Raw genomic sequence first — 24,273 nt, forward strand, 5'->3', positions numbered from 1 at the left:
GCCGGGCGCAGATTTACCGGCTAATGATAAAGTGATTCGACCCTGTTTTATTCCGGAAGCAAAACAATGAACAAGACCGCCGCGGCCCTGCACATTCTGGTAAAAGAAGAGACACTTGCGCAAGAGATCCTGAAAAAACTGGAGCGGGGTATTAGCTTCGACCATCTGGCAAAGCGCTATTCTCGCTGTCCGTCGGGGCGCAATGGCGGTGAGTTAGGCGAGTTTAAGCAGGGGGCCATGGTTGGGCCTTTTGACCAGGCGGTCTTTAGCTGCCCGCTTTTGAAGCCCTACGGTCCCGTAAAAACCAAGTTTGGCTACCATATCATTAAGGTGCTGTATCGCCGCTAACGCATGCTAAAATCGCGCCCTGATGTCTCTCAACCCAATTAAGGCACGATCATGGCAAAAACAGCGGCAGCACTGCATATCCTTGTTAAAGAAGAAAAACTGGCTTTAGATCTTCTGGAGCAAATCAAAAACGGCGCAGACTTCGAGAAGCTGGCGAAGAAACACTCTACCTGCCCATCCGGTAAAAAAGGCGGCCATCTGGGTGAATTCCGTCAGGGCCAGATGGTTCCGGCGTTCGATAAAGTGGTGTTTTCCTGCCCGGTGCTGGAGCCAACTGGCCCACTGCACACGCAGTTCGGTTACCACATCATTAAAGTGCTTTATCGGAATTAATAGCAAAGCCTTCTCTTAGAGAAGGCTTTTTGTATTTGTACCCTCTCCCGTGGGAGAGGGCTGGGGTGAGGGCACCAGGCCGCCCTATCCTCGCAAAGCAAAAAGCCCGGTAGCGGCTACGCCTTACCGGGCCTGGACGCGAAGGTATTCCCCTCAGGATTTCGATTTGCAGGAAGGCGGCAAATGCGCACAGGCCAGGAGCATAAATAACTCTGTGACTGGACTGTGCGAATGCTACCAACCCATCTGCAGATCGAAGGACGACGGGGAATCAGCCAGCGACAGCAATACGCTTCATATCTTTCATATAACCGCGCAGCGTATGACCTACGCTTTCGATCGCATGGCTGCGGATCGCTTCGTTCACGTCACGCAGCTGAGCGTTGTCTACCGCGCCTTCAGCAACCGCTTTACCCAGGTCGCCTGTCTGCAGGGTCGTCATGAACTCTTTCAGCAGCGGTACGCAGGCATAAGAGAACAGATAGTTACCGTACTCGGCGGTATCTGAGATAACCACGTTCATTTCATACAGACGCTTACGGGCGATGGTGTTCGCAATCAGCGGCAGCTCGTGCAGTGACTCGTAGTAAGCAGACTCTTCGATGATGCCGGAATCAACCATGGTTTCGAATGCCAGCTCAACGCCCGCTTTCACCATCGCGATCATCAGAACGCCTTTATCGAAGTACTCTTGCTCGCTGATTTTACCGTCAAACTGCGCAGCGGTTTCGAACGCGGTTTTGCCGGTCTCTTCACGCCAGGTCAGCAGGTTTTTATCGTCATTCGCCCAGTCAGCCATCATACCGGAGGAGAATTCACCGGAGATGATATCGTCCATGTGTTTCTGGAACAGCGGAGCCATAATCTCTTTCAACTGCTCTGACAGCGCGTAAGCGCGCAGTTTTGCTGGATTAGACAGACGGTCCATCATCAGCGTAATACCGCCCTGCTTCAGCGCTTCGGTGATGGTTTCCCAGCCGAACTGAATCAGTTTTTCGGCATACGCCGGATCGGTACCTTCTTCCACCAGCTTGTCGAAGCACAGCAGAGAACCGGCCTGCAGCATGCCGCAGAGAATGGTCTGCTCACCCATCAGGTCAGATTTTACTTCTGCCACGAAAGAGGATTCCAGAACGCCCGCGCGGTGACCACCGGTTGCAGCTGCCCAGGCTTTGGCAATCGCCATGCCTTCGCCTTTTGGATCGTTTTCCGGGTGAACGGCGATCAGCGTCGGAACACCGAATCCACGTTTGTATTCTTCACGCACTTCGGTGCCAGGGCACTTCGGCGCAACCATCACCACGGTGATGTCTTTACGAATTTGCTCGCCCACTTCAACGATGTTGAAACCGTGAGAGTAACCCAGCGCAGCGCCGTCTTTCATTAGCGGCTGAACGGAACGCACAACGTCAGAGTGCTGTTTGTCTGGCGTCAGGTTAACCACCAGATCCGCCTGCGGGATCAGCTCTTCGTAGGTGCCCACTTTAAAGCCGTTTTCGGTCGCTTTACGCCATGATGCGCGCTTTTCAGCAATCGCTTCTTTACGCAGGGCGTAAGAGATATCCAGACCGGAGTCACGCATGTTCAGGCCCTGGTTCAGACCCTGTGCGCCACAGCCGACGATGACCACTTTTTTACCCTGAAGGTAGCTTGCGCCATCGGCAAATTCGTCGCGCGCCATGAAGCGGCATTTGCCCAGCTGCGCCAGCTGCTGACGCAGATTCAGTGTGTTGAAGTAGTTAGCCATGGTGGAACCTCGTGATGTTGTGTTGTGGTGCTTATTATTCGGTGTACTTCGCTTATGCGAGAATGAACTTACTATATGACAGGAAATTTATTGCGGAAATTGATATATTCACAACGTCACGTTGCAATTTCTGCAACGTAAAATCGTGGAGTGCGGCCTGTGGATTTACGCGATCTCAAAACCTTTCTGCATCTGGCGGAAAGCCGCCATTTTGGCCGCAGCGCACGGGCGATGCACGTCAGTCCCTCCACGCTTTCCCGGCAGATCCAGCGCCTCGAAGAGGATCTCGGTCAGGCGCTGTTTGTCCGCGATAACCGCACCGTCACGCTGACGGAAGCGGGAGAAGAGTTGCGCGTTTTCGCCCAGCAAACGCTTTTGCAATATCAGCAGTTGCGCCACACCCTCGATCAGCAAGGTCCATCGCTCTCGGGTGAACTTCATATTTTTTGTTCCGTGACGGCAGCCTACAGCCATTTACCGCCCATCCTTGACCGCTTCCGCGCAGAGCATCCGTCAGTTGAAATAAAGCTCACCACCGGCGATGCGGCAGACGCGATGGAAAAAGTGGTGACGGGTGAAGCGGATCTGGCGATTGCCGGTAAACCGGAAACGTTGCCGGGCGCGGTGGCGTTCTCGATGCTGGAAAATCTGGCGGTAGTGCTAATTGCTCCAGCACTGCCCTGCCCGGTGCGTAATCAGATCTCGGTGGAAGATCCTGACTGGTCAACGGTGCCGTTTATCATGGCCGATCAGGGTCCCGTGCGCCGCCGCATTGAGCTGTGGTTCCGTCGCCAGAAAATCAGCAATCCGTCCATTTACGCCACGGTAGGCGGTCACGAAGCGATGGTGTCGATGGTGGCGCTCGGATGCGGCGTGGCGCTGCTCCCGGAAGTGGTGCTGGAAAACAGCCCGGAGCCGGTGCGTAATCGCGTGATGATTCTGGAGCGTAGCGATGAGAAAACACCGTTTGAACTTGGCGTGTGCGCACAAAAAAAGCGGCTGCATGAGCCGCTTATTGACGCTTTTTGGCAGATTTTGCCGAACCACTAGCCCGCCAGGAAGAACCTGAACGCCGGGTTATGAGTTTCGTCATGACAATCGTAGCCCAACTCGTTCAGCCGCGTTTCGAAATCTGGCTCGTGCTCGCCCAGCTCAAAGGCGGCCAGTACGCGCCCGAAATCCGTACCGTGGCTGCGATAATGGAACAGGGAAATGTTCCAGTGCGTTCCCAGCGTATGCAGGAATTTCAGTAAAGCGCCCGGTGATTCCGGGAACTCAAAACTGAACAAACGTTCCTGCAATGGTTTAGACGGACGTCCGCCGACCATGTAGCGTACGTGCAGCTTCGCCATTTCATCGTCGGAAAGATCCACCACGCTGTAGCCGCCTTCGTTCAGCAAACTCAGAATCTCTTTCCGTTCCTCAACGCCGCGGCTCAAACGCACACCGACAAAAATACAGGCGTCTTTGGCATCGGCAAAACGGTAGTTAAATTCGGTGACTGAACGCCCGCCAAGCAGTTGGCAGAATTTCAGGAAGCTGCCCTTCTCTTCCGGAATGGTCACCGCAAGAAGCGCTTCACGCTGTTCGCCCAGCTCGCAGCGTTCGGAAACGTAACGCAAGCCGTGGAAATTGACGTTAGCCCCAGACAACACATGCGCCAGACGTTCGCCGCGAATGTTGTGTTGCGCGATGTATTTCTTCATCCCCGCCAGCGCGAGCGCACCGGAGGGTTCCGCGACTGCACGAACATCTTCGAACAGATCTTTCATTGCCGCGCAAATGGCATCGCTGTCGACGGTGATGATGTCATCGAGATATTCCTGACACACGCGGAAGGTTTCGTCGCCAATACGCTTCACGGCAACGCCTTCGGCAAACAACCCCACCCGTGCCAGATCGACAGGATGACCGGCATCCAGCGCCGCTTTCAGACACGCTGAGTCTTCCGCCTCAACGGCGATGACTTTGATTTGCGGCATCAACTGCTTGATGAGCACCGCGACGCCTGCGGCAAGGCCGCCGCCACCGACCGGGACAAATACCCGATCAAGGTGCGCATCCTGCTGTAACAGTTCCAGGGCCAGCGTACCCTGACCGGCAATGACCATTGGATGATCAAACGGCGGTACCCAGGTAAAACCCTGCTGTTGCGCGAGCTCGATCGCTTTCGCTTTGGCTTCGTCAAAGTTGGCGCCGTGCAATAACACTTCACCGCCAAAACCGCGTACCGCATCGACTTTGATATCGGCTGTTGCCACAGGCATCACGATGAGCGCTTTCACGCCCAGGCGCGCGGCGGAAAACGCCACGCCCTGCGCATGGTTGCCCGCAGAAGCCGTGATCACACCGCGTGCTTTTTGCTCCTCGTTCAGCCCGGCCATCATCGTGTAAGCACCGCGCAGCTTGAAGCTGTGCACGGGCTGACGGTCTTCGCGCTTCACCAGAATCACGTTATCAAGACGTGACGACAGCTTGTCCATTTTTTGCAGCGGCGTGACCTGTACCGCCTCGTAGACTGGCGCACGCAGTACCGCCCGGAGATATTCCGCCCCATCGGGGGCGGCGGATAAGGGTTGTGATTCGGCCATCATTAGCCCCCAAGTTTGGATTTATCGCGCACTGCGCCTTTGTCAGCACTGGTGGCAAGCGTGGCGTAAGCACGCAATGCGTAAGAGACCTCACGCTGGCGATCTTTCGGCGTCCAGGCTTTATCACCGCGAGCGTCTTGCGCTTCACGGCGAGCCGCGATTTCTTGATCGCTCAGTTGGAGCTGAATGCCACGGTTTGGAATATCGATTTCGATAAGATCGCCGTCTTCGATAATCGCGATATTCCCACCGCTCGCCGCTTCCGGTGAAACGTGACCGATTGAGAGTCCGGAAGTGCCGCCCGAGAAACGACCGTCGGTGATCAGCGCACAGGCTTTGCCCAGGCCCATCGACTTCAGGAAGGTGGTTGGGTAAAGCATTTCCTGCATGCCCGGTCCGCCTTTTGGCCCTTCGTAGCGAATCACGACCACGTCGCCCGCCACCACTTTTCCGCCCAGAATCGCTTCGACGGCATCGTCCTGGCTTTCGTACACTTTCGCCGGGCCGGTGAATTTCAGGATGCTGTCATCTACGCCTGCGGTTTTAACGATACAGCCGTTTTCGGCAAAGTTACCGTACAGAACCGCCAGGCCACCTTCCTGGCTGTAAGCATGCTCCAGCGAGCGAATACAGCCTTCGGCGCGGTCATCGTCCAGCGTATCCCAACGGCAGTTTTGCGAGAACGCTTTGGTGGTACGAATCCCGGCTGGACCCGCACGGAACATGCTTTTCACCGCATCGTCTTTGGTGAGCATGATGTCGTACTGCTCAAGCGACTGCGGCAGCGTCAGCCCGAGAATGTTTTTCACTTCACGGTTCAACAGCCCGGCACGATCCAACTCACCCAAAATCCCCAGAACGCCACCGGCACGGTGCACATCTTCCATGTGATATTTTGGCGTGCTTGGTGCGACTTTACACAGCTGCGGCACTTTGCGAGAGAGCTTGTCGATATCACTCATGGTGAAGTCGATTTCGGCTTCCTGGGCCGCCGCCAGCAGGTGCAGAACGGTATTGGTTGAACCACCCATGGCGATATCCAGCGTCATGGCGTTTTCAAATGCGGCTTTGTTGGCGATGTTGCGCGGTAGCGCGCTGGCATCGTCTTGCTCGTAATAGCGTTTGGTCAGCTCAACGATGCGCGTTCCGGCATTCAGGAACAGCTGCTCACGATCGGCGTGGGTCGCCAGCAGTGAACCGTTGCCTGGCTGAGAAAGACCCAACGCTTCAGTCAGACAGTTCATGGAGTTGGCGGTGAACATCCCGGAACAGGACCCGCAGGTCGGACACGCGGAACGTTCCACCTGATCGCTTTGTGCATCGGAGACTTTCGGATCCGAACCCTGAATCATCGCATCGACGAGATCGAGCTTGATTATCTGGTCAGAGAGCTTGGTTTTACCGGCTTCCATCGGACCGCCGGAAACGAAGATCACCGGAATGTTCAGGCGCAAGGACGCCATCAGCATCCCTGGGGTGATTTTGTCACAGTTGGAGATACAGACCATGGCGTCGGCGCAGTGGGCGTTTACCATGTATTCCACGGAGTCGGCGATCAGTTCGCGCGACGGCAGGGAATAAAGCATGCCTCCGTGGCCCATGGCAATACCGTCGTCCACCGCGATGGTGTTGAACTCTTTCGCCACGCCGCCGGACGCTTCGATTTGCTCGGCGACCAGCTTGCCGAGATCGCGCAGGTGCACATGGCCCGGCACAAACTGGGTGAAGGAGTTAACCACGGCGATAATCGGTTTACCGAAGTCGTCGTCGGTCATCCCGGTGGCGCGCCACAGCGCGCGGGCACCGGCCATATTGCGGCCGTGAGTGGTGGTGGCAGAACGATACTTAGGCATGCTTAATCTCTCTCATTAGTGGGACGGTGCGTGCCGCCCCAAAATTATGCTTATGAATTAACTTGATCCAACCAGCCCCATTTATCTTCCGTTTCACCGGTGAAGAGGCCAAAGAATGCTTGCTGAATACGTTTGGTGACCGGGCCACAGCGGCCTTCGCCTACCTGGATGCCGTCAACGCTGCGAACGGGGGTGATTTCTGCCGCCGTTCCGGACATGAACACTTCATCGGCCAGATACAGCGATTCGCGGGAAAGAACCTGCTCACGCACTTCAATATCCAACTCTTTTGCCAGCTTGATGATGGCATCGCGCGTGATCCCCGGCAGTGCAGAGGAGGTGAACGGCGGCGTGAACAGAATGCCGTCTTTCACTTCAAACAGGTTTTCACCCGCGCCTTCAGAGATGTAGCCATTCACATCCAGGGCGATACCTTCCTGGTAGCCGTGGCGGCGCGCTTCGCTTCCCACCAACAGAGAAGAAAGGTAGTTGCCGCCGGCTTTCGCTGCGGTCGGGATGGTGTTTGGTGCCACGCGATTCCAGGAAGAGACCATGGCGTCGATCCCCTGGTCCAGCGCATCCGCGCCCAAATATGCACCCCATGGGAAGGCGGCAATGATCACGTCAGTGCTGTAACCGTCTGGCGGGTTTACGCCCATTCCGACATCACCCACAAAAACCAGCGGACGAATGTAGGCGCTGGTCAGGTTGTTTTGACGAATCACGGCGCGGCACGCTTCCATCAATTCATCAACGCTCTGAGAGACAGGAAAACGGTAGATTTTGGCTGAGTCACGCAGACGCTGCATGTGTTCGCGATGGCGGAACACCACGGGTCCTTTGTGAGAGTCATAGCAACGGATACCTTCAAAAACGGAGGTGCCGTAGTGCAGGGCGTGGGACATCACATGGATCTTCGCGTCTTCCCAACGCACCATCTCACCGTTGAACCAAATGTAATCAGCTTTCTTCGTGGTCATTTTTCTTCCTATTGCGCTCTCAGGCGCGAATTTGTTGTGATGCGGTTGTGCTCTGGCAGATGGCGACGTGGGCAACATCGACCAGTTTACTTAGCTGGCTAAACAGTAAGTCGACCGACCGTGGGCTGGCAACGGTCAATTCAATATTTATGTTCTGGGCATCGGTGGCGGTTTCCATATTCATGGCGCAAATCTGAAAGCCACGATGGCGCACCACGCGCAGTACGCGCTCTAACGTTTCTGGGTTGAAGCGGGCCTGCACGGCGACTTGATGTTGCATCATGATAATTTCTCCAGCATTTGTGCGTTACTGGCGCCGGGTGGCACCAATGGCCAGACATTCTCAAGCTCGTCGATTGAGACATGAAGCAGATAGGGCCCCTCGCTGGACAGCATGGTGTCGAGTGCCGCTTCAACCTGGTCTTTACGGGTGATGTGTTGGCCTGGGATGCCGAAGGCGCTGGCTAACACGAGGAAATCGGGGTTATCGGTCAGTGTCGTTTCGCTATAACGTTCGTTGAAGAACAACTGCTGCCACTGGCGAACCATCCCCAAACGCTGGTTATCCAGTAACAGGATTTTCAGCGGTAACTGTTTACGCTTAACGGTGCCCAGTTCCTGAACGTTCATCATGAACGAGCCGTCACCCGAGATACAGATAACCGTATCATTCGGACGCGCAACCTGTGCCCCCACCGCCGCTGGTAATCCAAAGCCCATGGTGCCCAAGCCGCTGGAGGTGATGAAATTTTCCGGGCGGGTGTAGGTCATGTGCTGTGCGGACCACATCTGGTGCTGGCCGACATCGGTGGTGACCACGCTGTCAGCCGGTTTGCGATCCGACAGCTGCTTTAACAGCAATGGCGCATAGATCGCGTCACCCGGGTGGTCGTAACGCCAGGCATTTTCTGTGCGCATCGCCGCAGTGTGCTGACGCCATGCATCGATCGACAAAGATTGCTGTAATGCGGGCAACAAGGCATTCAGGTCGCCCTGAAGTGCCACGTGTGCCTGACGCAGTTTGTGCATTTCGGCGGGGTCGATATCCATGTGGATCACCTTCGCATTCGGCGCAAACGTATTCAGCTTACCGGTCACCCGGTCGTCAAAGCGGGCCCCTACCGCGATAAGTAAATCGCATTCTTGAACAGCCAGATTAGCAGCTTTCGTCCCGTGCATGCCCAACATACCCAGATAGAACGGGTAATCAGCATCCACCGCGCCGAGGCCTTTCAGCGTGCAGGTTGCAGGCATCTGAGTGGCGGCGATAAATTCCCGCAGAGCCGGAACCGCCTGCGCCATGCCTACGCCACCGCCGATATACAGGATGGGTTGCTGCGCCTGCGCTAACATCTGGCGGGCGTCTTCCACTTCCCCGTACGGGAAAGCATCTTCCGTTTCAACCGTGGAAAAATGGGGTTCCAGATCGCCCATTGCGAGCTGGATATCTTTAGGAATGTCGATCAGGACCGGACCCGGGCGACCTGAGTTTGCCACCTCAAAAGCTTCTGCCATTACGCGCGGCAGCTCTTCCAGAGACTGCACCAAAAAACTGTGCTTGGTGCAGGCCAGTGATAAACCCAGAACGTCCACTTCCTGGAATGCATCTGTACCAATCAGGGGCAACGCCACCTGACCGGTAATGGCCACGACAGGAACAGAGTCGAGTAACGCATCTGCCAGGCCGGTGATCAGGTTAGTCGCCCCGGGGCCGGAAGTCGCCATACAGACGCCTGTTTTCCCCGTGGCACGGGCGAAACCAATCGCCGCCATTGCCGCGCCCTGCTCGTGTCGACACAACAGATGTTCCACGCCGCCGTCATACAGTGCATCGTAAATCGGCATAATTGCGCCTCCTGGATATCCGAACACTATCTCGACTCCCTGCGCGCGCAACGCATGTACTACCCACTGTGCCCCATTCATAGTCAGTTCCCCGTCATACTTCGAGAGAAACAGTATTTTATGCTAGTCATCATTATCTGTTCCCCGTTTAAGTTTTTAAGTCATAAAAAAACCCCCGGACCTTTCGGTGCGGGGGTCTTAGTTCGTTAAGGCTTGTTTTTTTAAGCCTTTCCTCGTCCAAGTGCAGCCCCGCACGGTGGGATAATAATCACCACCACGCTAATTACGACTAGGCTAATCACTTGTAGAAGGGCTTTCATATTCAGTTATTTTTGCATCTTGTTCGAAGGAATACCTAAAGAGGTAACACAGATATTGATTTGAAGACAAGGAATATTTACTGCGCATTCATTTGGCAAGCGAATCGTTTTGTTAAAAATGATTGTTTTATATAAGAAATTTATAAAATGAAGATTTTTCATTATTTTTTTGTATCTGCCGTGAGGCGATACACCGGTTTACTTCAGATTGCGAGCGTGATTCAGGCATTATGCAAACGTTGCATAACATCTTTAAAAAACGTGAAAGTGCCTCGTAATGCTACAAATTGCTGCTAAAAAACAAAAAATAATCAAGGCATAGTGACATCAAAAGGAGGCGTACATGTCACTGTCTGTTGTCTATACCCGCGCTGCTTTAGGAGTGCAGGCACCGCTCATCTCTGTTGAAGTTCATCTGAGTAACGGCCTTCCTGGCTTAACACTTGTCGGGCTTCCTGAAACGACAGTGAAAGAAGCCCGAGATCGCGTTCGCAGCGCCATTATCAATAGTGGTTATATCTTTCCGGCAAAAAAGATAACCATCAACCTTGCGCCTGCAGATTTGCCAAAAGAAGGCGGGCGATATGATTTACCTATCGCTATAGCGCTTCTTACCGCCTCTGAGCAACTTAACGCCCCCAGACTGAACACGTACGAGTTCGTGGGCGAATTAGCGCTTACAGGCGCGTTACGTGGCGTTCCCGGCGCAATCTCTGGTGCGTTAGCCGCCTTGCAGGCGGGAAGAGAGATTATCGTTGCTGCCGAAAATGCATCAGAGGTCAGCCTTATCGAGAAAAAGGGCTGCCTGATTGCCAGCCATTTACAAGAAGTCTGTGCTTTTCTTGAAGGCCGTCATGAGCTTGCCGAACCTGAGGAAAATCGTTTAGTCGTATTAGACTCTCTTGATGACTTGAGCGATATCATTGGTCAGGATCAGGGAAAGCGTGCGCTGGAAATCACTGCGGCCGGTGGTCATAACCTGCTGCTTATCGGCCCGCCAGGGACAGGAAAAACGATGTTAGCAAGCCGGCTGAACGGGCTGCTCCCACCCTTAAATAATCAGGAAGCGCTTGAGAGTGCCGCAATCATTAGTCTGGCGAATTCGGCATCATTGAAGAAGCAATGGAAGAGACGACCGTTTCGCTCTCCTCATCATAGTGCCTCACTCTGCGCGATGGTCGGCGGCGGCGCCATTCCTGAGCCAGGTGAAATCTCTTTAGCTCATAATGGAATTCTTTTTCTTGATGAATTACCGGAGTTTGAACGACGGGTTCTGGATGCATTACGTGAGCCTATCGAGTCTGGACAGATCCATATTTCTCGTACACGCGCGAAGATTAGCTACCCCGCACAGTTTCAACTTATTGCCGCGATGAATCCAAGCCCATCAGGACACTATCAGGGCAATCACAACCGGAGTACCCCTGAACAAACGCTTCGCTATTTAGGGAGGTTGTCAGGCCCCTTCCTTGACCGTTTTGATTTGTCTCTGGAGATCCCGCTACCTCCACCTGGTGTGCTCAGTCAGGCAAATGCGACGGGAGAAACCAGTGGAACCGTACGGGACAGGGTGATCATCGCACAGGAACGACAGTTGAAACGGCAAAATAAACTTAATGCACGTCTCGATAATGCTGAGATTCGCCAGCGCTGCTGCTTGTCAGAAGAGGATTCCCGGTGGCTGGAGGAGACGTTAACGCTGCTTGGGCTTTCAGTGCGGGCCTGGCAACGCTTATTGAAGGTCGCACGAACCATTGCAGATTTGGAGAGTTGTAGGGATATCGAGAGGAGGCATTTGCAAGAAGCATTAAGCTATCGCGCGATAGACCGTCTGCTGCTGCATCTGCAAAAGATGCTGACGTAAAAAAGGGGCCTAAGCCCCTTTTTCATTATATCAATCGTCCGATTCGGTGTAGTCTTCCGCGCCTTCTACCTGTGGCTTACCGCCAGACAGTGTATGAAAACGCTTTGGCCGCTTGATACGGCCCATGTACTTGATCCACACACGTTCTATTTCAGATTCTGGCTCACGCTCTCCACGGCAAACGGCAACAAACTGTTTCTCGTCTTCCGTTGCAGGCTCACGTTTACCCAGATCTAACTCGTTAAAAGCGTAACCATGACGTTCAAGCAGTTGCGCTTCTTTAATGGTGAAATCACCGTGACGAGAGAACCCACGCGGATAATTTTTATTGTCAAAAAAACGATTAGTCGTCGTAAAGCTTTCCGCCATCCTACACGCTCCTAATTCTTTGGCCGAGCTATTTATGGCGCGGAGTATTAGTTACGCTTGACAGAGTGTAAAACAAAAGATTTAAATCATAACGACAAATGATTTTGCGGAGAAAGAAGTGGATACGGAATTGCTAAAAACTTTCCTCGAAGTGAGCAGAACGCGTCACTTTGGGCGGGCAGCAGAAGCGCTTTATCTGACGCAATCAGCCGTCAGTTTTCGTATTCGCCAGCTAGAAAATCAGCTTGGTGTGAATCTTTTTACCCGTCATCGTAACAATATTCGCTTAACTACTGCCGGGGAAAAACTCCTTCCTTATGCAGAAACGTTGATGAACACCTGGCAAGCAGCGCGAAAAGAAGTCGCTCACACCTCGCGATATAATGAGTTTTCCATTGGAGCCAGTGCTTCTTTGTGGGAATGCATGCTTAGCCAGTGGCTTACCCGTTTATACAGCTCGCATGACAATTTGCAGTTCGAGGCCAGGATCGCTCAGAGACAATCTCTTGTGAAACAGCTGCATGAACGTCAGTTGGATCTTCTGATTACAACCGAAGCCCCTAAAATGGACGAGTTCAGTAGTCAAATCCTTGGACAGTTTAGTCTCGCACTTTACGCCTCTGCGCCTTCAATGATGAAAGCGGATCTGACCTATTTGCGCCTGGAGTGGGGGCCTGATTTTCAACAGCACGAAACGGGTTTGATTGCAGCGGATGACGTCCCGGCACTGACAACAAGCTCAGCAGAGATGGCTTGTCAGCAATTAGCGACTCTTAAGGGGTGCACATGGTTGCCCGTTCGCTGGGCCGATGAGAAGCCGAATTTGCACACTGTTGCAGATTCAACAACACTTTCAAGACCGCTGTACGCCGTTTGGCTTCAGAATAGTGATAAGCAGATGCAAATAAAGGATCTTTTAAAAATCAATGTGATGGATTAATTGCTGAAGACTTGCAAGGATGCAGGTTTTGAGGGTTTTGGGGATTTCAAAGCAAAAAAAATCCTTTGCCTAAGCAAAGGATTCATATATGGCAGGGGCGGAGAGACTCGAACTCGCGACACCCGGTTTTGGAGACCGGTGCTCTACCAACTGAGCTACGCCCCTAAATTTTCTTACTATTAAGCCTGCTTGTTTAGCAGGCTTAATTTTATAATAAGTGGCGGAACGGACGGGACTCGAACCCGCGACCCCCTGCGTGACAGGCAGGTATTCTAACCGACTGAACTACCGCTCCACCGAAGACTTCTGCATACACCTGTTTATTGCACCGGTTTATTGCCCCGGTTTACTGCTTAATTTGATGCCTGGCAGTTCCCTACTCTCACATGGGGAGACCCCACACTACCATCGGCGCTACGGCGTTTCACTTCTGAGTTCGGCATGGGGTCAGGTGGGACCACCGCGCTAAAGCCGCCAGGCAAATTCTGTTATCAACATGCATCTCTGCACGTCAATTAATCTGTTATCAAGCTGAATATCGTCTCTTTCCGCCAAAACAGCTTCGGCGTTGTAAGGTTAAGCCTCACGGTTCATTAGTATCGGTTAGCTCAACGTATCGCTACGCTTACACACCCGACCTATCAACGTCGTAGTCTTCAACGTTCCTTCAGGACTCTCAAGGAGTCAGGGAGAACTCATCTCGGGGCAAGTTTCGTGCTTAGATGCTTTCAGCACTTATCTTTTCCGCATTTAGCTACCGGGCAATGCCATTGGCATGACAACCCGAACACCAGTGATGCGTCCACTCCGGTCCTCTCGTACTAGGAGCAGCCCCCCTCAATTCTCCAGCGCCCACGGCAGATAGGGACCGAACTGTCTCACGACGTTCTAAACCCAGCTCGCGTACCACTTTAAACGGCGAACAGCCGTACCCTTGGGACCTACTTCAGCCCCAGGATGTGATGAGCCGACATCGAGGTGCCAAACACCGCCGTCGATATGAACTCTTGGGCGGTATCAGCCTGTTATCCCCGGAGTACCTTTTATCCGTTGAGCGATGGCCCTTCCATTCAGAACCACCGGATCACTATGACCTGCTTTCGCACCTGCTCGAGCCGTCACTCTCGCAGTCAAGCTAGCTTATGCCATTGCACTAACCTCCTGATGTCCGACCAGGATTAGCTAACCTTCGTGCTCCTCCGTTACTCTTTAGGAGGAGACCGCCCCAGTCAAACTACCCACCAGACACTGTCCGCAACCCGGATTACGGGTCTACGTTAGAACACCAGCCATTAAAGGGTGGTATTTCAAGGTTGGCTCCACGCAGACTGGCGTCCACGCTTCAAAGCCTCCCACCTATCCTACACATCAAGGACCAGTGTTCAGTGTCAAGCTATAGTAAAGGTTCACGGGGTCTTTCCGTCTTGCCGCGGGTACACTGCATCTTCACAGCGAGTTCAATTTCACTGAGTCTCGGGTGGAGACAGCCTGGCCATCATTACGCCATTCGTGCAGGTCGGAACTTACCCGACAAGGAATTTCGCTACCTTAGGACCGTTATAGTTACGGCCGCCGTTTACCGGGGCTTCGATCAAGAGCTTCGCGTTACCGCTAACCCCATCAATTAACCTTCCGGCACCGGGCAGGCGTCACACCGTATACGTCCACTTTCGTGTTTGCACAGTGCTGTGTTTTTAATAAACAGTTGCAGCCAGCTGGTATCTTCGACTGATTTCAGCTCCACGAGCAAGTCGCTTCACTTACCATCAGCGTGCCTTCTCCCGAAGTTACGGCACCATTTTGCCTAGTTCCTTCACCCGAGTTCTCTCAAGCGCCTTGGTATTCTCTACCTGACCACCTGTGTCGGTTTGGGGTACGATTTGATGTTACCTGATGCTTAGAGGCTTTTCCTGGAAGCAGGGCATTTGTTACTTCAGCACCGTAGTGCCTCGTCATCACACCTCAGCGTTAATAAGCGTCCGGATTTACCTAAACGCTCCGCCTACATGCTTAAACCGGGACAACCGTCGCCCGGCTAACATAGCCTTCTCCGTCCCCCCTTCGCAGTAACACCGAGTACAGGAATATTAACCTGTTTCCCATCGACTACGCCTTTCGGCCTCGCCTTAGGGGTCGACTCACCCTGCCCCGATTAACGTTGGACAGGAACCCTTGGTCTTCCGGCGAGCGGGCTTTTCACCCGCTTTATCGTTACTTATGTCAGCATTCGCACTTCTGATACCTCCAGCATCCCTCACAGGACACCTTCGACGGCTTACAGAACGCTCCCCTACCCAACAACGCATAAGCGTCGCTGCCGCAGCTTCGGTGCACAGTTTAGCCCCGTTACATCTTCCGCGCAGGCCGACTCGACCAGTGAGCTATTACGCTTTCTTTAAATGATGGCTGCTTCTAAGCCAACATCCTGGCTGTCTGTGCCTTCCCACATCGTTTCCCACTTAACTGTGACTTTGGGACCTTAGCTGGCGGTCTGGGTTGTTTCCCTCTTCACGACGGACGTTAGCACCCGCCGTGTGTCTCCCGTGATAACATTCTTCGGTATTCGTAGTTTGCATCGGGTTGGTAAGCCGGGATGGCCCCCTAGCCGAAACAGTGCTCTACCCCCGAAGATGAGTTCACGAGGCGCTACCTAAATAGCTTTCGGGGAGAACCAGCTATCTCCCGGTTTGATTGGCCTTTCACCCCCAGCCACAAGTCATCCGCTAATTTTTCAACATTAGTCGGTTCGGTCCTCCAGTTAGTGTTACCCAACCTTCAACCTGCCCATGGCTAGATCACCGGGTTTCGGGTCTATACCCTGCAACTTAACGCCCAGTTAAGACTCGGTTTCCCTTCGGCTCCCCTATACGGTTAACCTTGCTACAGAATATAAGTCGCTGACCCATTATACAAAAGGTACGCAGTCACCCTGATAAATCAAGGCTCCCACTGCTTGTACGTACACGGTTTCAGGTTCTGTTTCACTCCCCTCGCCGGGGTTCTTTTCGCCTTTCCCTCACGGTACTGGTTCACTATCGGTCAGTCAGGAGTATTTAGCCTTGGAGGATGGTCCCCCCATATTCAGACAGGATACCACGTGTCCCGCCCTACTCTTCGAACTCACAGTATGTGCATTTTTGTGTACGGGAGTATCACCCTGTACCCTGCGACTTTCCAGACGCTTCCACTAACACACAAACTGATTCAGGTTCTGGGCTGTTCCCCGTTCGCTCGCCGCTACTGGGGGAATCTCGGTTGATTTCTTTTCCTCAGGGTACTTAGATGTTTCAGTTCCCCTGGTTCGCTTCGTTAAGCTATGTATTCACTTAACGATAGTGCAACGGATTGCACTGGGTTTCCCCATTCGGAAATCGTCGGCTATAACGGTTCATATCACCTTACCGACGCTTATCGCAGATTAGCACGTCCTTCATCGCCTCTGACTGCCTAGGCATCCACCGTGTACGCTTAGTCGCTTAACCTCACAACCCGAAGATGTTTCGTAAAACACCCACAGTGTTGCGAAAATTTGAGAGACTCGAACACACCGCTTATCTGCTCTTATTACGGAGAGCAGACACAGTGTGTCGTTTCAATTTTCAGCTTGATCCAGATTTTTAAAGAGCAAAACTTCGCAGCGCACCTTTTCAGGTACACTCTGAAGTTTTCTTGTTTTCAGCAGTAAAAGGATGGTGGAGCTATGCGGGATCGAACCGCAGACCTCCTGCGTGCAAGGCAGGCGCTCTCCCAGCTGAGCTATAACCCCATCGTAAATGCAAATCTCGTTACCGACAATTTTTCCTGAGACAAGGCGTGGAAGAACGAAGCATACTGAAGTATGCGAGTTATTTCGCAACGCAGTATTCAGGGAAAATTTGGTAGGCCTGAGTGGACTTGAACCACCGACCTCACCCTTATCAGGGGTGCGCTCTAACCACCTGAGCTACAAGCCTGCAGAGATTCTTTACTGCTTATTTTTCATCAGACAATCTGTGTGGACACTACAAAGGCAGGTTCTTTCAGGTAAGGAGGTGATCCAACCGCAGGTTCCCCTACGGTTACCTTGTTACGACTTCACCCCAGTCATGAATCACAAAGTGGTAAGCGCCCTCCCGAAGGTTAAGCTACCTACTTCTTTTGCAACCCACTCCCATGGTGTGACGGGCGGTGTGTACAAGGCCCGGGAACGTATTCACCGTAGCATTCTGATCTACGATTACTAGCGATTCCGACTTCACGGAGTCGAGTTGCAGACTCCGATCCGGACTACGACATACTTTGTGAGGTCCGCTTGCTCTCGCGAGGTCGCTTCTCTTTGTATATGCCATTGTAGCACGTGTGTAGCCCTACTCGTAAGGGCCATGATGACTTGACGTCATCCCCACCTTCCTCCAGTTTATCACTGGCAGTCTCCTTTGAGTTCCCGGCCGAACCGCTGGCAACAAAGGATAAGGGTTGCGCTCGTTGCGGGACTTAACCCAACATTTCACAACACGAGCTGACGACAGCCATGCAGCACCTGTCTCAGAGTTCCCGAAGGCACCAAAGCATCTCTGCTAAGTTCTCTGGATGTCAAGAGTAGGTAAGGTTCTTCGCGTTGCATCGAATTAAACCACATGCTCCACCGCTTGTGCGGGCCCCCGTCAATTCATTTGAGTTTTAACCTTGCGGCCGTACTCCCCAGGCGGTCGACTTAACGCGTTAGCTCCGGAAGCCACTCCTCAAGGGAACAACCTCCAAGTCGACATCGTTTACGGCGTGGACTACCAGGGTATCTAATCCTGTTTGCTCCCCACGCTTTCGCACCTGAGCGTCAGTCTTTGTCCAGGGGGCCGCCTTCGCCACCGGTATTCCTCCAGATCTCTACGCATTTCACCGCTACACCTGGAATTCTACCCCCCTCTACAAGACTCTAGCCTGCCAGTTTCGAATGCAGTTCCCAGGTTGAGCCCGGGGATTTCACATCCGACTTGACAGACCGCCTGCGTGCGCTTTACGCCCAGTAATTCCGATTAACGCTTGCACCCTCCGTATTACCGCGGCTGCTGGCACGGAGTTAGCCGGTGCTTCTTCTGCGAGTAACGTCAATCACTGTGGTTATTAACCACAATGCCTTCCTCCTCGCTGAAAGTACTTTACAACCCGAAGGCCTTCTTCATACACGCGGCATGGCTGCATCAGGCTTGCGCCCATTGTGCAATATTCCCCACTGCTGCCTCCCGTAGGAGTCTGGACCGTGTCTCAGTTCCAGTGTGGCTGGTCATCCTCTCAGACCAGCTAGGGATCGTCGCCTAGGTGAGCCATTACCCCACCTACTAGCTAATCCCATCTGGGCACATCTGATGGCAAGAGGCCCGAAGGTCCCCCTCTTTGGTCTTGCGACATTATGCGGTATTAGCTACCGTTTCCAGTAGTTATCCCCCTCCATCAGGCAGTTTCCCAGACATTACTCACCCGTCCGCCGCTCGTCACCCAGAGAGCAAGCTCTCCTGTGCTACCGCTCGACTTGCATGTGTTAGGCCTGCCGCCAGCGTTCAATCTGAGCCATGATCAAACTCTTCAATTTAAGTTTGATGCTCGTGTTTCTTTATTTCTAAAGAAAAGAACTTCGTAATGAATTACGTATGTTCACTCACTGAGACTTGGTTATTCATTTAGCGTCCGAAGACGTTTAGAATCCATGTCACTTTGAGTGCCCACACAGATTGTCTGATAAATTGTTAAAGAGCAGTGCAACGCGGCTTTCGCTCACCGTTGCGAGGTCCCGTATAATACGTTTTCCTCATTCAGAGTCAAGCGTTTATTTTCGCTTTTCTCTGCCGGCGTTCATCGCTGAACCCCGCTGACCCGGCGGCTTGTGTTCCGTTGTTCCGTGTCAGTGGAGGCGCATTATAGGGAGTTATTCTGAGGTGACAAGAGGAAATTTAAAATTAATTTCCAACCGTCTCTTTTTTACCCAAAAGCACGTTAAAGTGCGAGTTTTTCGAGCGTTTCAAAGCCGTAACGCTGTAAAACGGGTAAAAGTTGCTCAGTCTCAGAAGTTAACGCCATGCAAAAGGCAATGTTCTTATCACTGGATTTAGCATCTGGCGCTTCATGTTCCAGCAACCAGGCTGTCCGTCGGGCGATTGCCGCACCGGAATCCACAAGACGCGTCCCCTCCGGCAACACCTCCAGTAGCTCATCCTGTAATAGAGGGAAATGCGTGCAGCCCAGCACCACCGTATCAGGCGGTTCAGCCATGCGAAGCCATGGGCCGAGAATGCGTCGCAGCTCTTCCAGCGAAACGGGTTCACCGTGCAGCTTCGCTTCGGCCATCTCCACCAGCTCAGCTGAGCCTAACATTGCAATCTTGCATTCGTTGGCAAAGCGTTCAATGAGCTCACGCGTATAAGGACGCTTCACCGTTCCGCGCGTCGCTAATAACCCAACGATGCCATTCGCCGTCAGACGCGCAGCAGGCTTAATCGCCGGAACGACACCCACAACCGGGAACGGGAACTTTTCACGTAATGAAGGAAGAGAAACGGTACTCGCCGTGTTGCAGGCAATGACGGCTAACGCTAAGGGGTAGCGCGCCTGAACTGCTGTGACGATTTCAACCACACGTTCGACAATAAAGTCTTCGCTCTTTTCCCCATACGGAAAGGCGACATTATCGAAAGCATAGATGTAATGAAGATCCGGCAGAAGATGCCGAATCTCATCGTAGACCGAAAGCCCACCGACGCCGGAGTCAAACACCAGCACGGTGGGACGTGGATCAGAAGGTGTAGCTGCCAGACAAGGTGTATTCCCGTCCTGCAGTTTCGTAGCCATAAACTGTCTCGTAATCTTTATCGAACAGGTTGGCTATTTTACCACGAACTGTGAGATGTGAGGTGACAGGATATGAAACTGCGAGATCCCACAAGCTTACGCCCCCCATTTGTACACGTTCAGTGGTGAAGGTATTGGGATCGACGGCCACATCATAACGCGTGCCGAGATAGCGATACGCCAGATTCCAGTCGAAATCCCATACCTGCGTATCCAACTGGTATTTCACCTGTTGCTTAGAACGACGGGCAAGCACCTGATTGGTTGTGGCATTGCGCGGGTCAACATAATCATAAGAGATCTGATGACCGACAGGGCCGGTATCAAACTGTGCCGTGGCTTCAACCCCTTCGATACGCGCTTTATCAACGTTATAAGGACGATTTCTGTTGCCAAAGCCAATTAAGTTATCAACGTCATTACGATAAGCGCTGATGCGCCAGGTCACCGGACCTGTCAGCCCCTCAAAACCACCTTCCCACTGTTCACTCTCTTCTGGCTTAAGATCCGGATTGCCATAATCTGCACTGTGGATCTGGCTCATCGTTGGTGCTTTATACGCTGTACCGTAAGAGCCGATGATGCGATAGCCATCAACAAACTCCCACGCCGCACTGGTCTGCCAGGTGCTGTGGTTACCGAAGTTAGAGTTATCATCATGACGCGCTGCCGCTTCCAGCGTGACGCTATCAAACTGCTGCATCGCCGAAAGGAAAACGCCGGTGTTGTGCTGTTTGAAGCCTTGATCAAGAAGACCCGTACCCGCCTGCGTCTGCTGCTTCTGCCAGTCCACACCCGCACCAATATTGCCGTGGCCTACGGTAAAGGTATTCATCCATTGCGTGGTGTATTGCTTCACGTCATCCATAGTAGAAGAGGCGGCATAGCGACCTTTACTCGGATCGTAGTTCTGGTCTTTACTGCGACCGTAGCCCGCCACCAGCTGCGTCTGATAAATGCCCTGCTTGTAACGCAGCCCGGTATCCCAGTTCTGGCTGTATAACTGACGCGTATCCGGCGTGCCGGTAAAATTGAAATTATTGTCGTAGCTATCATACCCGTCGTATGCCGTGCGGTTGTCATAGCCAAAACCGCGAACGAAACCACTCAGGCTGTCGTTAATCTGCTGTTCGATAGACCCGTAGAGCGACTTACTCATAAAGCCATCGCGATCCGGCTGACGCGGCGCATCCTGCGCATCAATATCAAAACCACGGGTATAGGTATAGTTTCCAGCCATCGTGATTTTGGTTTTATCCAGCACCTGCTGGAATGAACCATCGTAAGACTGATAGCCCTTCGAGCCGACACTCGCGGTAATGTCCGCGCCAGGCTTATCACGCCCGGTAATAATGTTGATCACGCCGCCAATTGCATCGGAACCGTACAGCGCAGAACGCGGGCCGCGAATGTACTCGATACGTTGAATAAGGGACGTTGGAATTTGACTCAGATCGGCAACGTTGCTGATTCCGGCATTATTTAGCGGAATACCATCGATAAGCACCAGAACGTGACGGGATTCGGTTCCACGAATAAAGGTTGACGCGTTTGCCCCCATTCCGCCGCTTTGCGCAATATCCACGCCAGGTAAACGCTGCATGACTTCGACGACGCTTTTTGCCTGCCAGCGCTCAATATCTTCACGCGTTACAACAGAAGTCGGTGCCAGAACGGTATTTGCCGGTTGTTCAAAACGGTTTGCTGTGACCACCAATGAGTCAGCGCTATCCTGCGCCCAGCCCGAAAATGCCGTGACGGAAAGAGCCGTCATCAGCGATACTTTTTTAATCATTTTTAAAGCATCCACAATATAAGAAGGATGCCGCAGGCGTCATCTATAGCACGCGATGATGAAACCAGATGCGACGTAATTCCGGCAGGTCTTCGGGCTTGGTGGCGTTTTACGGATGACGACTTCCCATTTTCACAGTGTCTACAACATTCATCCCGCCAGTCTTTACCGCTGCGCGTCAGCTCCAGATTTGCACTGGATTCCCTTTTCACTTACATGAGACCGGAAACAGAATGCTACAATTAGAAACGTATGGATGTCCAGACAGCTATGCAGGATTAAATCTGGACATCCCCTGTACAGTGCTTACAATCCCCGCGAAATTCTTTACCACTCAGGATGCATGATGACACCCGAACACCTCCCGACAGAACAGTACGACGCGCAGCTGGCAGAGAAAGTTGTCCGTCTGCAAAGTATGATGACGCCTTTTGCCGCGCCCGTTCCCGAGGTGTTTCGTTCTCCTGTCAGCCATTACCGCATGCGTGCTGAGTTCCGTATCTGGCATGACGGCGACGACCTGTATCACATCATTTTCGATCAGCAGACCAAATCCCGTATCCGCGTAAACAGTTTCCCGGCAGCCAGCGAATTAATTAACCAATTAATGACGCTGATGATTGAAGGGGTACGCACTAACCCTCAGTTGCGTCATAAACTGTTCCAGATTGATTACCTGACCACCCAAAGCAATCAGGCTATCGTCTCGATGCTGTATCACAAAAAGCTGGACGACGAATGGCGCAAAGAAGCCGAAGTCCTGCGCGATGCGCTGCGGGCGCAGAATATCAACGTCCATCTGATTGGCCGCGCGACTAAAACTAAAATCATGCTCGATCAGGACTACGTGGATGAGCGCCTGCCGGTGGCTGGTAAAGAGATGATTTATCGCCAGGTCGAAAACAGCTTCACCCAGCCGAATGCGGCCATGAATGTGCAAATGCTGGAGTGGGCGCTGAGTGCAACGGAAGGGTCAAAAGGCGATCTGCTGGAGTTGTACTGCGGTAACGGCAACTTCTCGCTGGCGCTGGCGCGTAACTTTGAGCGCGTACTGGCAACCGAAATTGCCAAGCCATCCGTTGCTTCCGCGCAATACAATATTGCCGCCAACCATATCGATAACGTGCAGATCATTCGTATGGCGGCAGAAGAGTTTACGCAGGCAATGAACGGTGAGCGCGAATTCAACCGTTTGCAGGGTATCGATTTGAAGAGTTACCAGTGCGAGACGATTTTCGTCGATCCCCCGCGCAGCGGGCTGGACAGCGAAACCGAAAAGATGGTGCAGGCGTATCCGCGTATTTTGTACATTTCCTGCAACCCGGAAACGCTATGCAAGAATCTGGAAACATTAAGCCAGACGCACAAGGTTGAACGTCTGGCGCTGTTCGATCAGTTCCCCTACACGCACCATATGGAATGCGGCGTACTGTTAACGTTGAAATAACGCCATTATTCAGGAAGCTGGTGTTTACGGTGACGCATTTTGATGCCAATCCAGAACACCAGCGCCACAGACAGCACAGCGGGCAAGAAATTGGAGCCGATATCCGGATACTCCGCGCGCACAACGGTGCTATACAGCAGGACACCCAGAATAAAGAACGCCGCCGCCAGGCCCGGTAAACCTACCGGCATGGTGCGGTTTTGATAGCGCTGATGCAGACAGTAAACCGTCAGGACCAACGCGATCATCGGGAAAATCGAAAACGGCACAATCGAGCTGAACACCGCTGCAAACGTACCATTAATAGATAAGCCAGCGATCAATGCCAGCAACAACGTACCTTTATCCTGACCTGACTGTTTCATTACTCACCCTTCGTCGATTTGATGCGCCGACCTTTCTTGTTCACGGCGATACCAGTAATAAGCGCCTTTGGAAATCATCCGCAGTTGCAATACCAGTCGCTCTTCGAGTTGTTTGCGTTGTTCAACGCCCACATCCAGTGCTTCGGCACCCGCACTGAAAACAATGGTCACCATCGCCTCGGCCTGCGCTTCCGTGAAGGCACGTGGCATATGGTTTTCGAGTTCCAGATAGTCGGCAAGTTCCGCGATAAAATGCTGAATTTCTCGCACTACAGCGGCACGGAAAGCCGCCGACGTTCCCGAACGTTCCCGTAATAACAGGCGGAATGCGTTAGGGTTGTTGCCAATAAATTCCATAAAAGTAGAGACCGACGTGCGGATCACGCTGCCACCTTTGGCAATACGCTGACGCGCCTGGCGCATGAGCTGGCGCAGCATTAAGCCGCTCTCATCCACCATGGTCAGGCCCAGTTCATCCACATCACGGAAATGACGATAGAAAGACGTTGGCGCAATCCCGGCCTCGCGTGCGACTTCGCGCAGGCTTAAACTGGCAAAGCTTCGCTCAGCGCTCAGTTGACTGAATGCCGCTTCCACCAGCGAACGCCGGGTTTTCTCTTTTTGTTGTGCTCTTACGCCCATCACAATAGTTGAATC

General features: G+C 52.8%; 18 protein-coding genes, 4 tRNA genes, 3 rRNA genes and 1 riboswitch. Of the genes, 6 read left to right on the forward strand and 19 right to left on the reverse strand.

Features of this window, described 5'->3' with window-relative positions:
* Window positions 1-66 precede the first annotated feature (66 nt).
* Both ppiC (I6L74_RS07770) and ppiC (I6L74_RS07775) read left to right on the forward strand, forming a co-directional pair.
* On the forward strand, window positions 67-348 hold the full coding sequence (gene ppiC, locus I6L74_RS07770) for a peptidylprolyl isomerase PpiC (protein ID WP_059180751.1): 282 nt from the start codon (window positions 67-69) through the stop codon (window positions 346-348).
* Between the two features lie 51 nt (window positions 349-399).
* Window positions 400-681, forward strand: a complete 282-nt coding sequence (ppiC, locus tag I6L74_RS07775) for a peptidylprolyl isomerase PpiC (protein WP_015960967.1) — start codon at window positions 400-402, stop codon at window positions 679-681.
* Between the two features lie 271 nt (window positions 682-952).
* Here ppiC (I6L74_RS07775) and ilvC read toward each other — a convergent pair whose 3' ends face one another.
* Window positions 953-2,428, reverse strand: a complete 1,476-nt coding sequence (gene ilvC, locus I6L74_RS07780) for a ketol-acid reductoisomerase (protein WP_059180752.1) — start codon at window positions 2,426-2,428, stop codon at window positions 953-955.
* Window positions 2,429-2,587: 159 nt separating this feature from the next.
* On the opposite strand from ilvC, the gene ilvY reads away from it, so the two are divergent.
* The gene (ilvY, locus tag I6L74_RS07785; RefSeq protein ID WP_059180753.1) at window positions 2,588-3,478 is read left to right on the forward strand and encodes an HTH-type transcriptional activator IlvY; all 891 of its coding nucleotides are present in this window, start codon (window positions 2,588-2,590) and stop codon (window positions 3,476-3,478) included.
* On the opposite strand, the gene ilvA is transcribed toward ilvY, so the two are convergent.
* The 6 genes from ilvA to ilvL all read right to left on the reverse strand — a co-directional run bounded on the left by ilvA (window position 3,475) and on the right by ilvL (window position 10,017).
* Window positions 3,475-5,019: a threonine ammonia-lyase, biosynthetic gene (gene ilvA, locus I6L74_RS07790; protein WP_096759598.1), complete on the reverse strand. Its 1,545-nt coding sequence runs from the start codon at window positions 5,017-5,019 to the stop codon at window positions 3,475-3,477. The genes ilvY and ilvA overlap by 4 nt on opposite strands.
* Window positions 5,020-5,021: 2 nt before the next feature.
* Window positions 5,022-6,872 (reverse strand): dihydroxy-acid dehydratase, encoded by a 1,851-nt coding sequence (ilvD, locus tag I6L74_RS07795; RefSeq protein WP_059180755.1) that lies wholly within the window; start codon window positions 6,870-6,872, stop codon window positions 5,022-5,024.
* A 50-nt stretch (window positions 6,873-6,922) separates the two neighbouring features.
* Window positions 6,923-7,852, reverse strand: a complete 930-nt coding sequence (locus I6L74_RS07800) for a branched-chain amino acid transaminase (RefSeq protein ID WP_059180756.1) — start codon at window positions 7,850-7,852, stop codon at window positions 6,923-6,925.
* Window positions 7,853-7,871: 19 nt separating this feature from the next.
* On the reverse strand, window positions 7,872-8,135 hold the full coding sequence (ilvM, locus tag I6L74_RS07805) for an acetolactate synthase 2 small subunit (protein ID WP_015960973.1): 264 nt from the start codon (window positions 8,133-8,135) through the stop codon (window positions 7,872-7,874).
* Window positions 8,132-9,778: an acetolactate synthase 2 catalytic subunit gene (gene ilvG, locus I6L74_RS07810; RefSeq protein ID WP_059180757.1), complete on the reverse strand. Its 1,647-nt coding sequence runs from the start codon at window positions 9,776-9,778 to the stop codon at window positions 8,132-8,134. The genes ilvM and ilvG overlap by 4 nt, the downstream gene beginning before the upstream one ends.
* Before the next feature lie 140 nt (window positions 9,779-9,918).
* Complete coding sequence (ilvL, locus tag I6L74_RS07815; protein ID WP_071818784.1) at window positions 9,919-10,017, reverse strand: ilv operon leader peptide; 99 nt, start codon at window positions 10,015-10,017, stop codon at window positions 9,919-9,921.
* A gap of 343 nt (window positions 10,018-10,360) precedes the next feature.
* On the opposite strand from ilvL, the gene I6L74_RS07820 reads away from it, so the two are divergent.
* Complete coding sequence (locus I6L74_RS07820; protein WP_059180758.1) at window positions 10,361-11,881, forward strand: YifB family Mg chelatase-like AAA ATPase; 1,521 nt, start codon at window positions 10,361-10,363, stop codon at window positions 11,879-11,881.
* Window positions 11,882-11,911: 30 nt separating this feature from the next.
* On the opposite strand, the gene I6L74_RS07825 is transcribed toward I6L74_RS07820, so the two are convergent.
* Entirely contained in the window at window positions 11,912-12,250 is a 339-nt protein-coding gene (locus tag I6L74_RS07825; RefSeq protein WP_015960976.1) for a MaoP family protein, read from the reverse strand.
* A gap of 118 nt (window positions 12,251-12,368) precedes the next feature.
* Here I6L74_RS07825 and hdfR point away from each other — a divergent pair, with 118 nt between their 5' ends.
* Window positions 12,369-13,190, forward strand: a complete 822-nt coding sequence (hdfR, locus tag I6L74_RS07830; protein WP_059180759.1) for an HTH-type transcriptional regulator HdfR — start codon at window positions 12,369-12,371, stop codon at window positions 13,188-13,190.
* Between the two features lie 89 nt (window positions 13,191-13,279).
* Here hdfR and I6L74_RS07835 read toward each other — a convergent pair.
* The 9 genes from I6L74_RS07835 to btuB all read right to left on the reverse strand — a co-directional run bounded on the left by I6L74_RS07835 (window position 13,280) and on the right by btuB (window position 21,804).
* Window positions 13,280-13,355 (reverse strand) — tRNA-Trp (locus I6L74_RS07835).
* A gap of 53 nt (window positions 13,356-13,408) precedes the next feature.
* Window positions 13,409-13,485: transfer RNA gene (locus I6L74_RS07840), tRNA-Asp, on the reverse strand.
* A 68-nt stretch (window positions 13,486-13,553) separates the two neighbouring features.
* Window positions 13,554-13,669 (reverse strand): 5S ribosomal RNA (gene rrf, locus I6L74_RS07845).
* Window positions 13,670-13,762: 93 nt separating this feature from the next.
* Window positions 13,763-16,672: ribosomal RNA gene (locus I6L74_RS07850) — 23S ribosomal RNA — on the reverse strand.
* Between the two features lie 208 nt (window positions 16,673-16,880).
* Window positions 16,881-16,956, reverse strand: a tRNA-Ala gene (locus tag I6L74_RS07855).
* A gap of 110 nt (window positions 16,957-17,066) precedes the next feature.
* Window positions 17,067-17,143 (reverse strand) — tRNA-Ile (locus tag I6L74_RS07860).
* 71 nt (window positions 17,144-17,214) lie between these two features.
* Window positions 17,215-18,756, reverse strand: a 16S ribosomal RNA gene (locus I6L74_RS07865).
* The 16S, 23S and 5S rRNA genes sit together here with 4 tRNA genes alongside, the layout of an rRNA operon.
* Window positions 18,757-19,157: 401 nt before the next feature.
* Window positions 19,158-20,009 (reverse strand): glutamate racemase, encoded by an 852-nt coding sequence (gene murI, locus I6L74_RS07870; RefSeq protein WP_059180614.1) that lies wholly within the window; start codon window positions 20,007-20,009, stop codon window positions 19,158-19,160.
* Window positions 19,954-21,804, reverse strand: coding sequence for a TonB-dependent vitamin B12 receptor BtuB (btuB, locus tag I6L74_RS07875; protein WP_059180613.1), 1,851 nt, complete (start codon window positions 21,802-21,804; stop codon window positions 19,954-19,956). The genes murI and btuB overlap by 56 nt, the downstream gene beginning before the upstream one ends.
* A gap of 66 nt (window positions 21,805-21,870) precedes the next feature.
* Window positions 21,871-22,046, reverse strand: a riboswitch (cobalamin riboswitch).
* Between the two features lie 104 nt (window positions 22,047-22,150).
* Between btuB and trmA the strand changes: the two genes are divergently transcribed.
* A complete protein-coding gene (gene trmA / locus I6L74_RS07880; RefSeq protein WP_059180612.1) occupies window positions 22,151-23,251 on the forward strand; it encodes a tRNA (uridine(54)-C5)-methyltransferase TrmA in 1,101 nt (366 codons plus the stop codon).
* A 5-nt stretch (window positions 23,252-23,256) separates the two neighbouring features.
* On the opposite strand, the gene I6L74_RS07885 is transcribed toward trmA, so the two are convergent.
* On the reverse strand, window positions 23,257-23,616 hold the full coding sequence (locus I6L74_RS07885) for a YijD family membrane protein (protein ID WP_015960981.1): 360 nt from the start codon (window positions 23,614-23,616) through the stop codon (window positions 23,257-23,259).
* Window positions 23,617-23,619: 3 nt separating this feature from the next.
* Window positions 23,620-24,261 carry an HTH-type transcriptional repressor FabR gene (gene fabR / locus I6L74_RS07890; RefSeq protein WP_015960982.1) on the reverse strand — a complete coding sequence of 214 codons (642 nt, stop codon included), beginning with the start codon at window positions 24,259-24,261 and terminating at the stop codon, window positions 23,620-23,622.
* Between the last annotated feature and the right edge of the window lie 12 nt (window positions 24,262-24,273).

Origin of the sequence: Lelliottia amnigena (assembly GCF_019047465.1) — a bacterium.
GTDB classification, from domain to species: Bacteria; Pseudomonadota; Gammaproteobacteria; order Enterobacterales; family Enterobacteriaceae; genus Enterobacter; species Enterobacter amnigenus.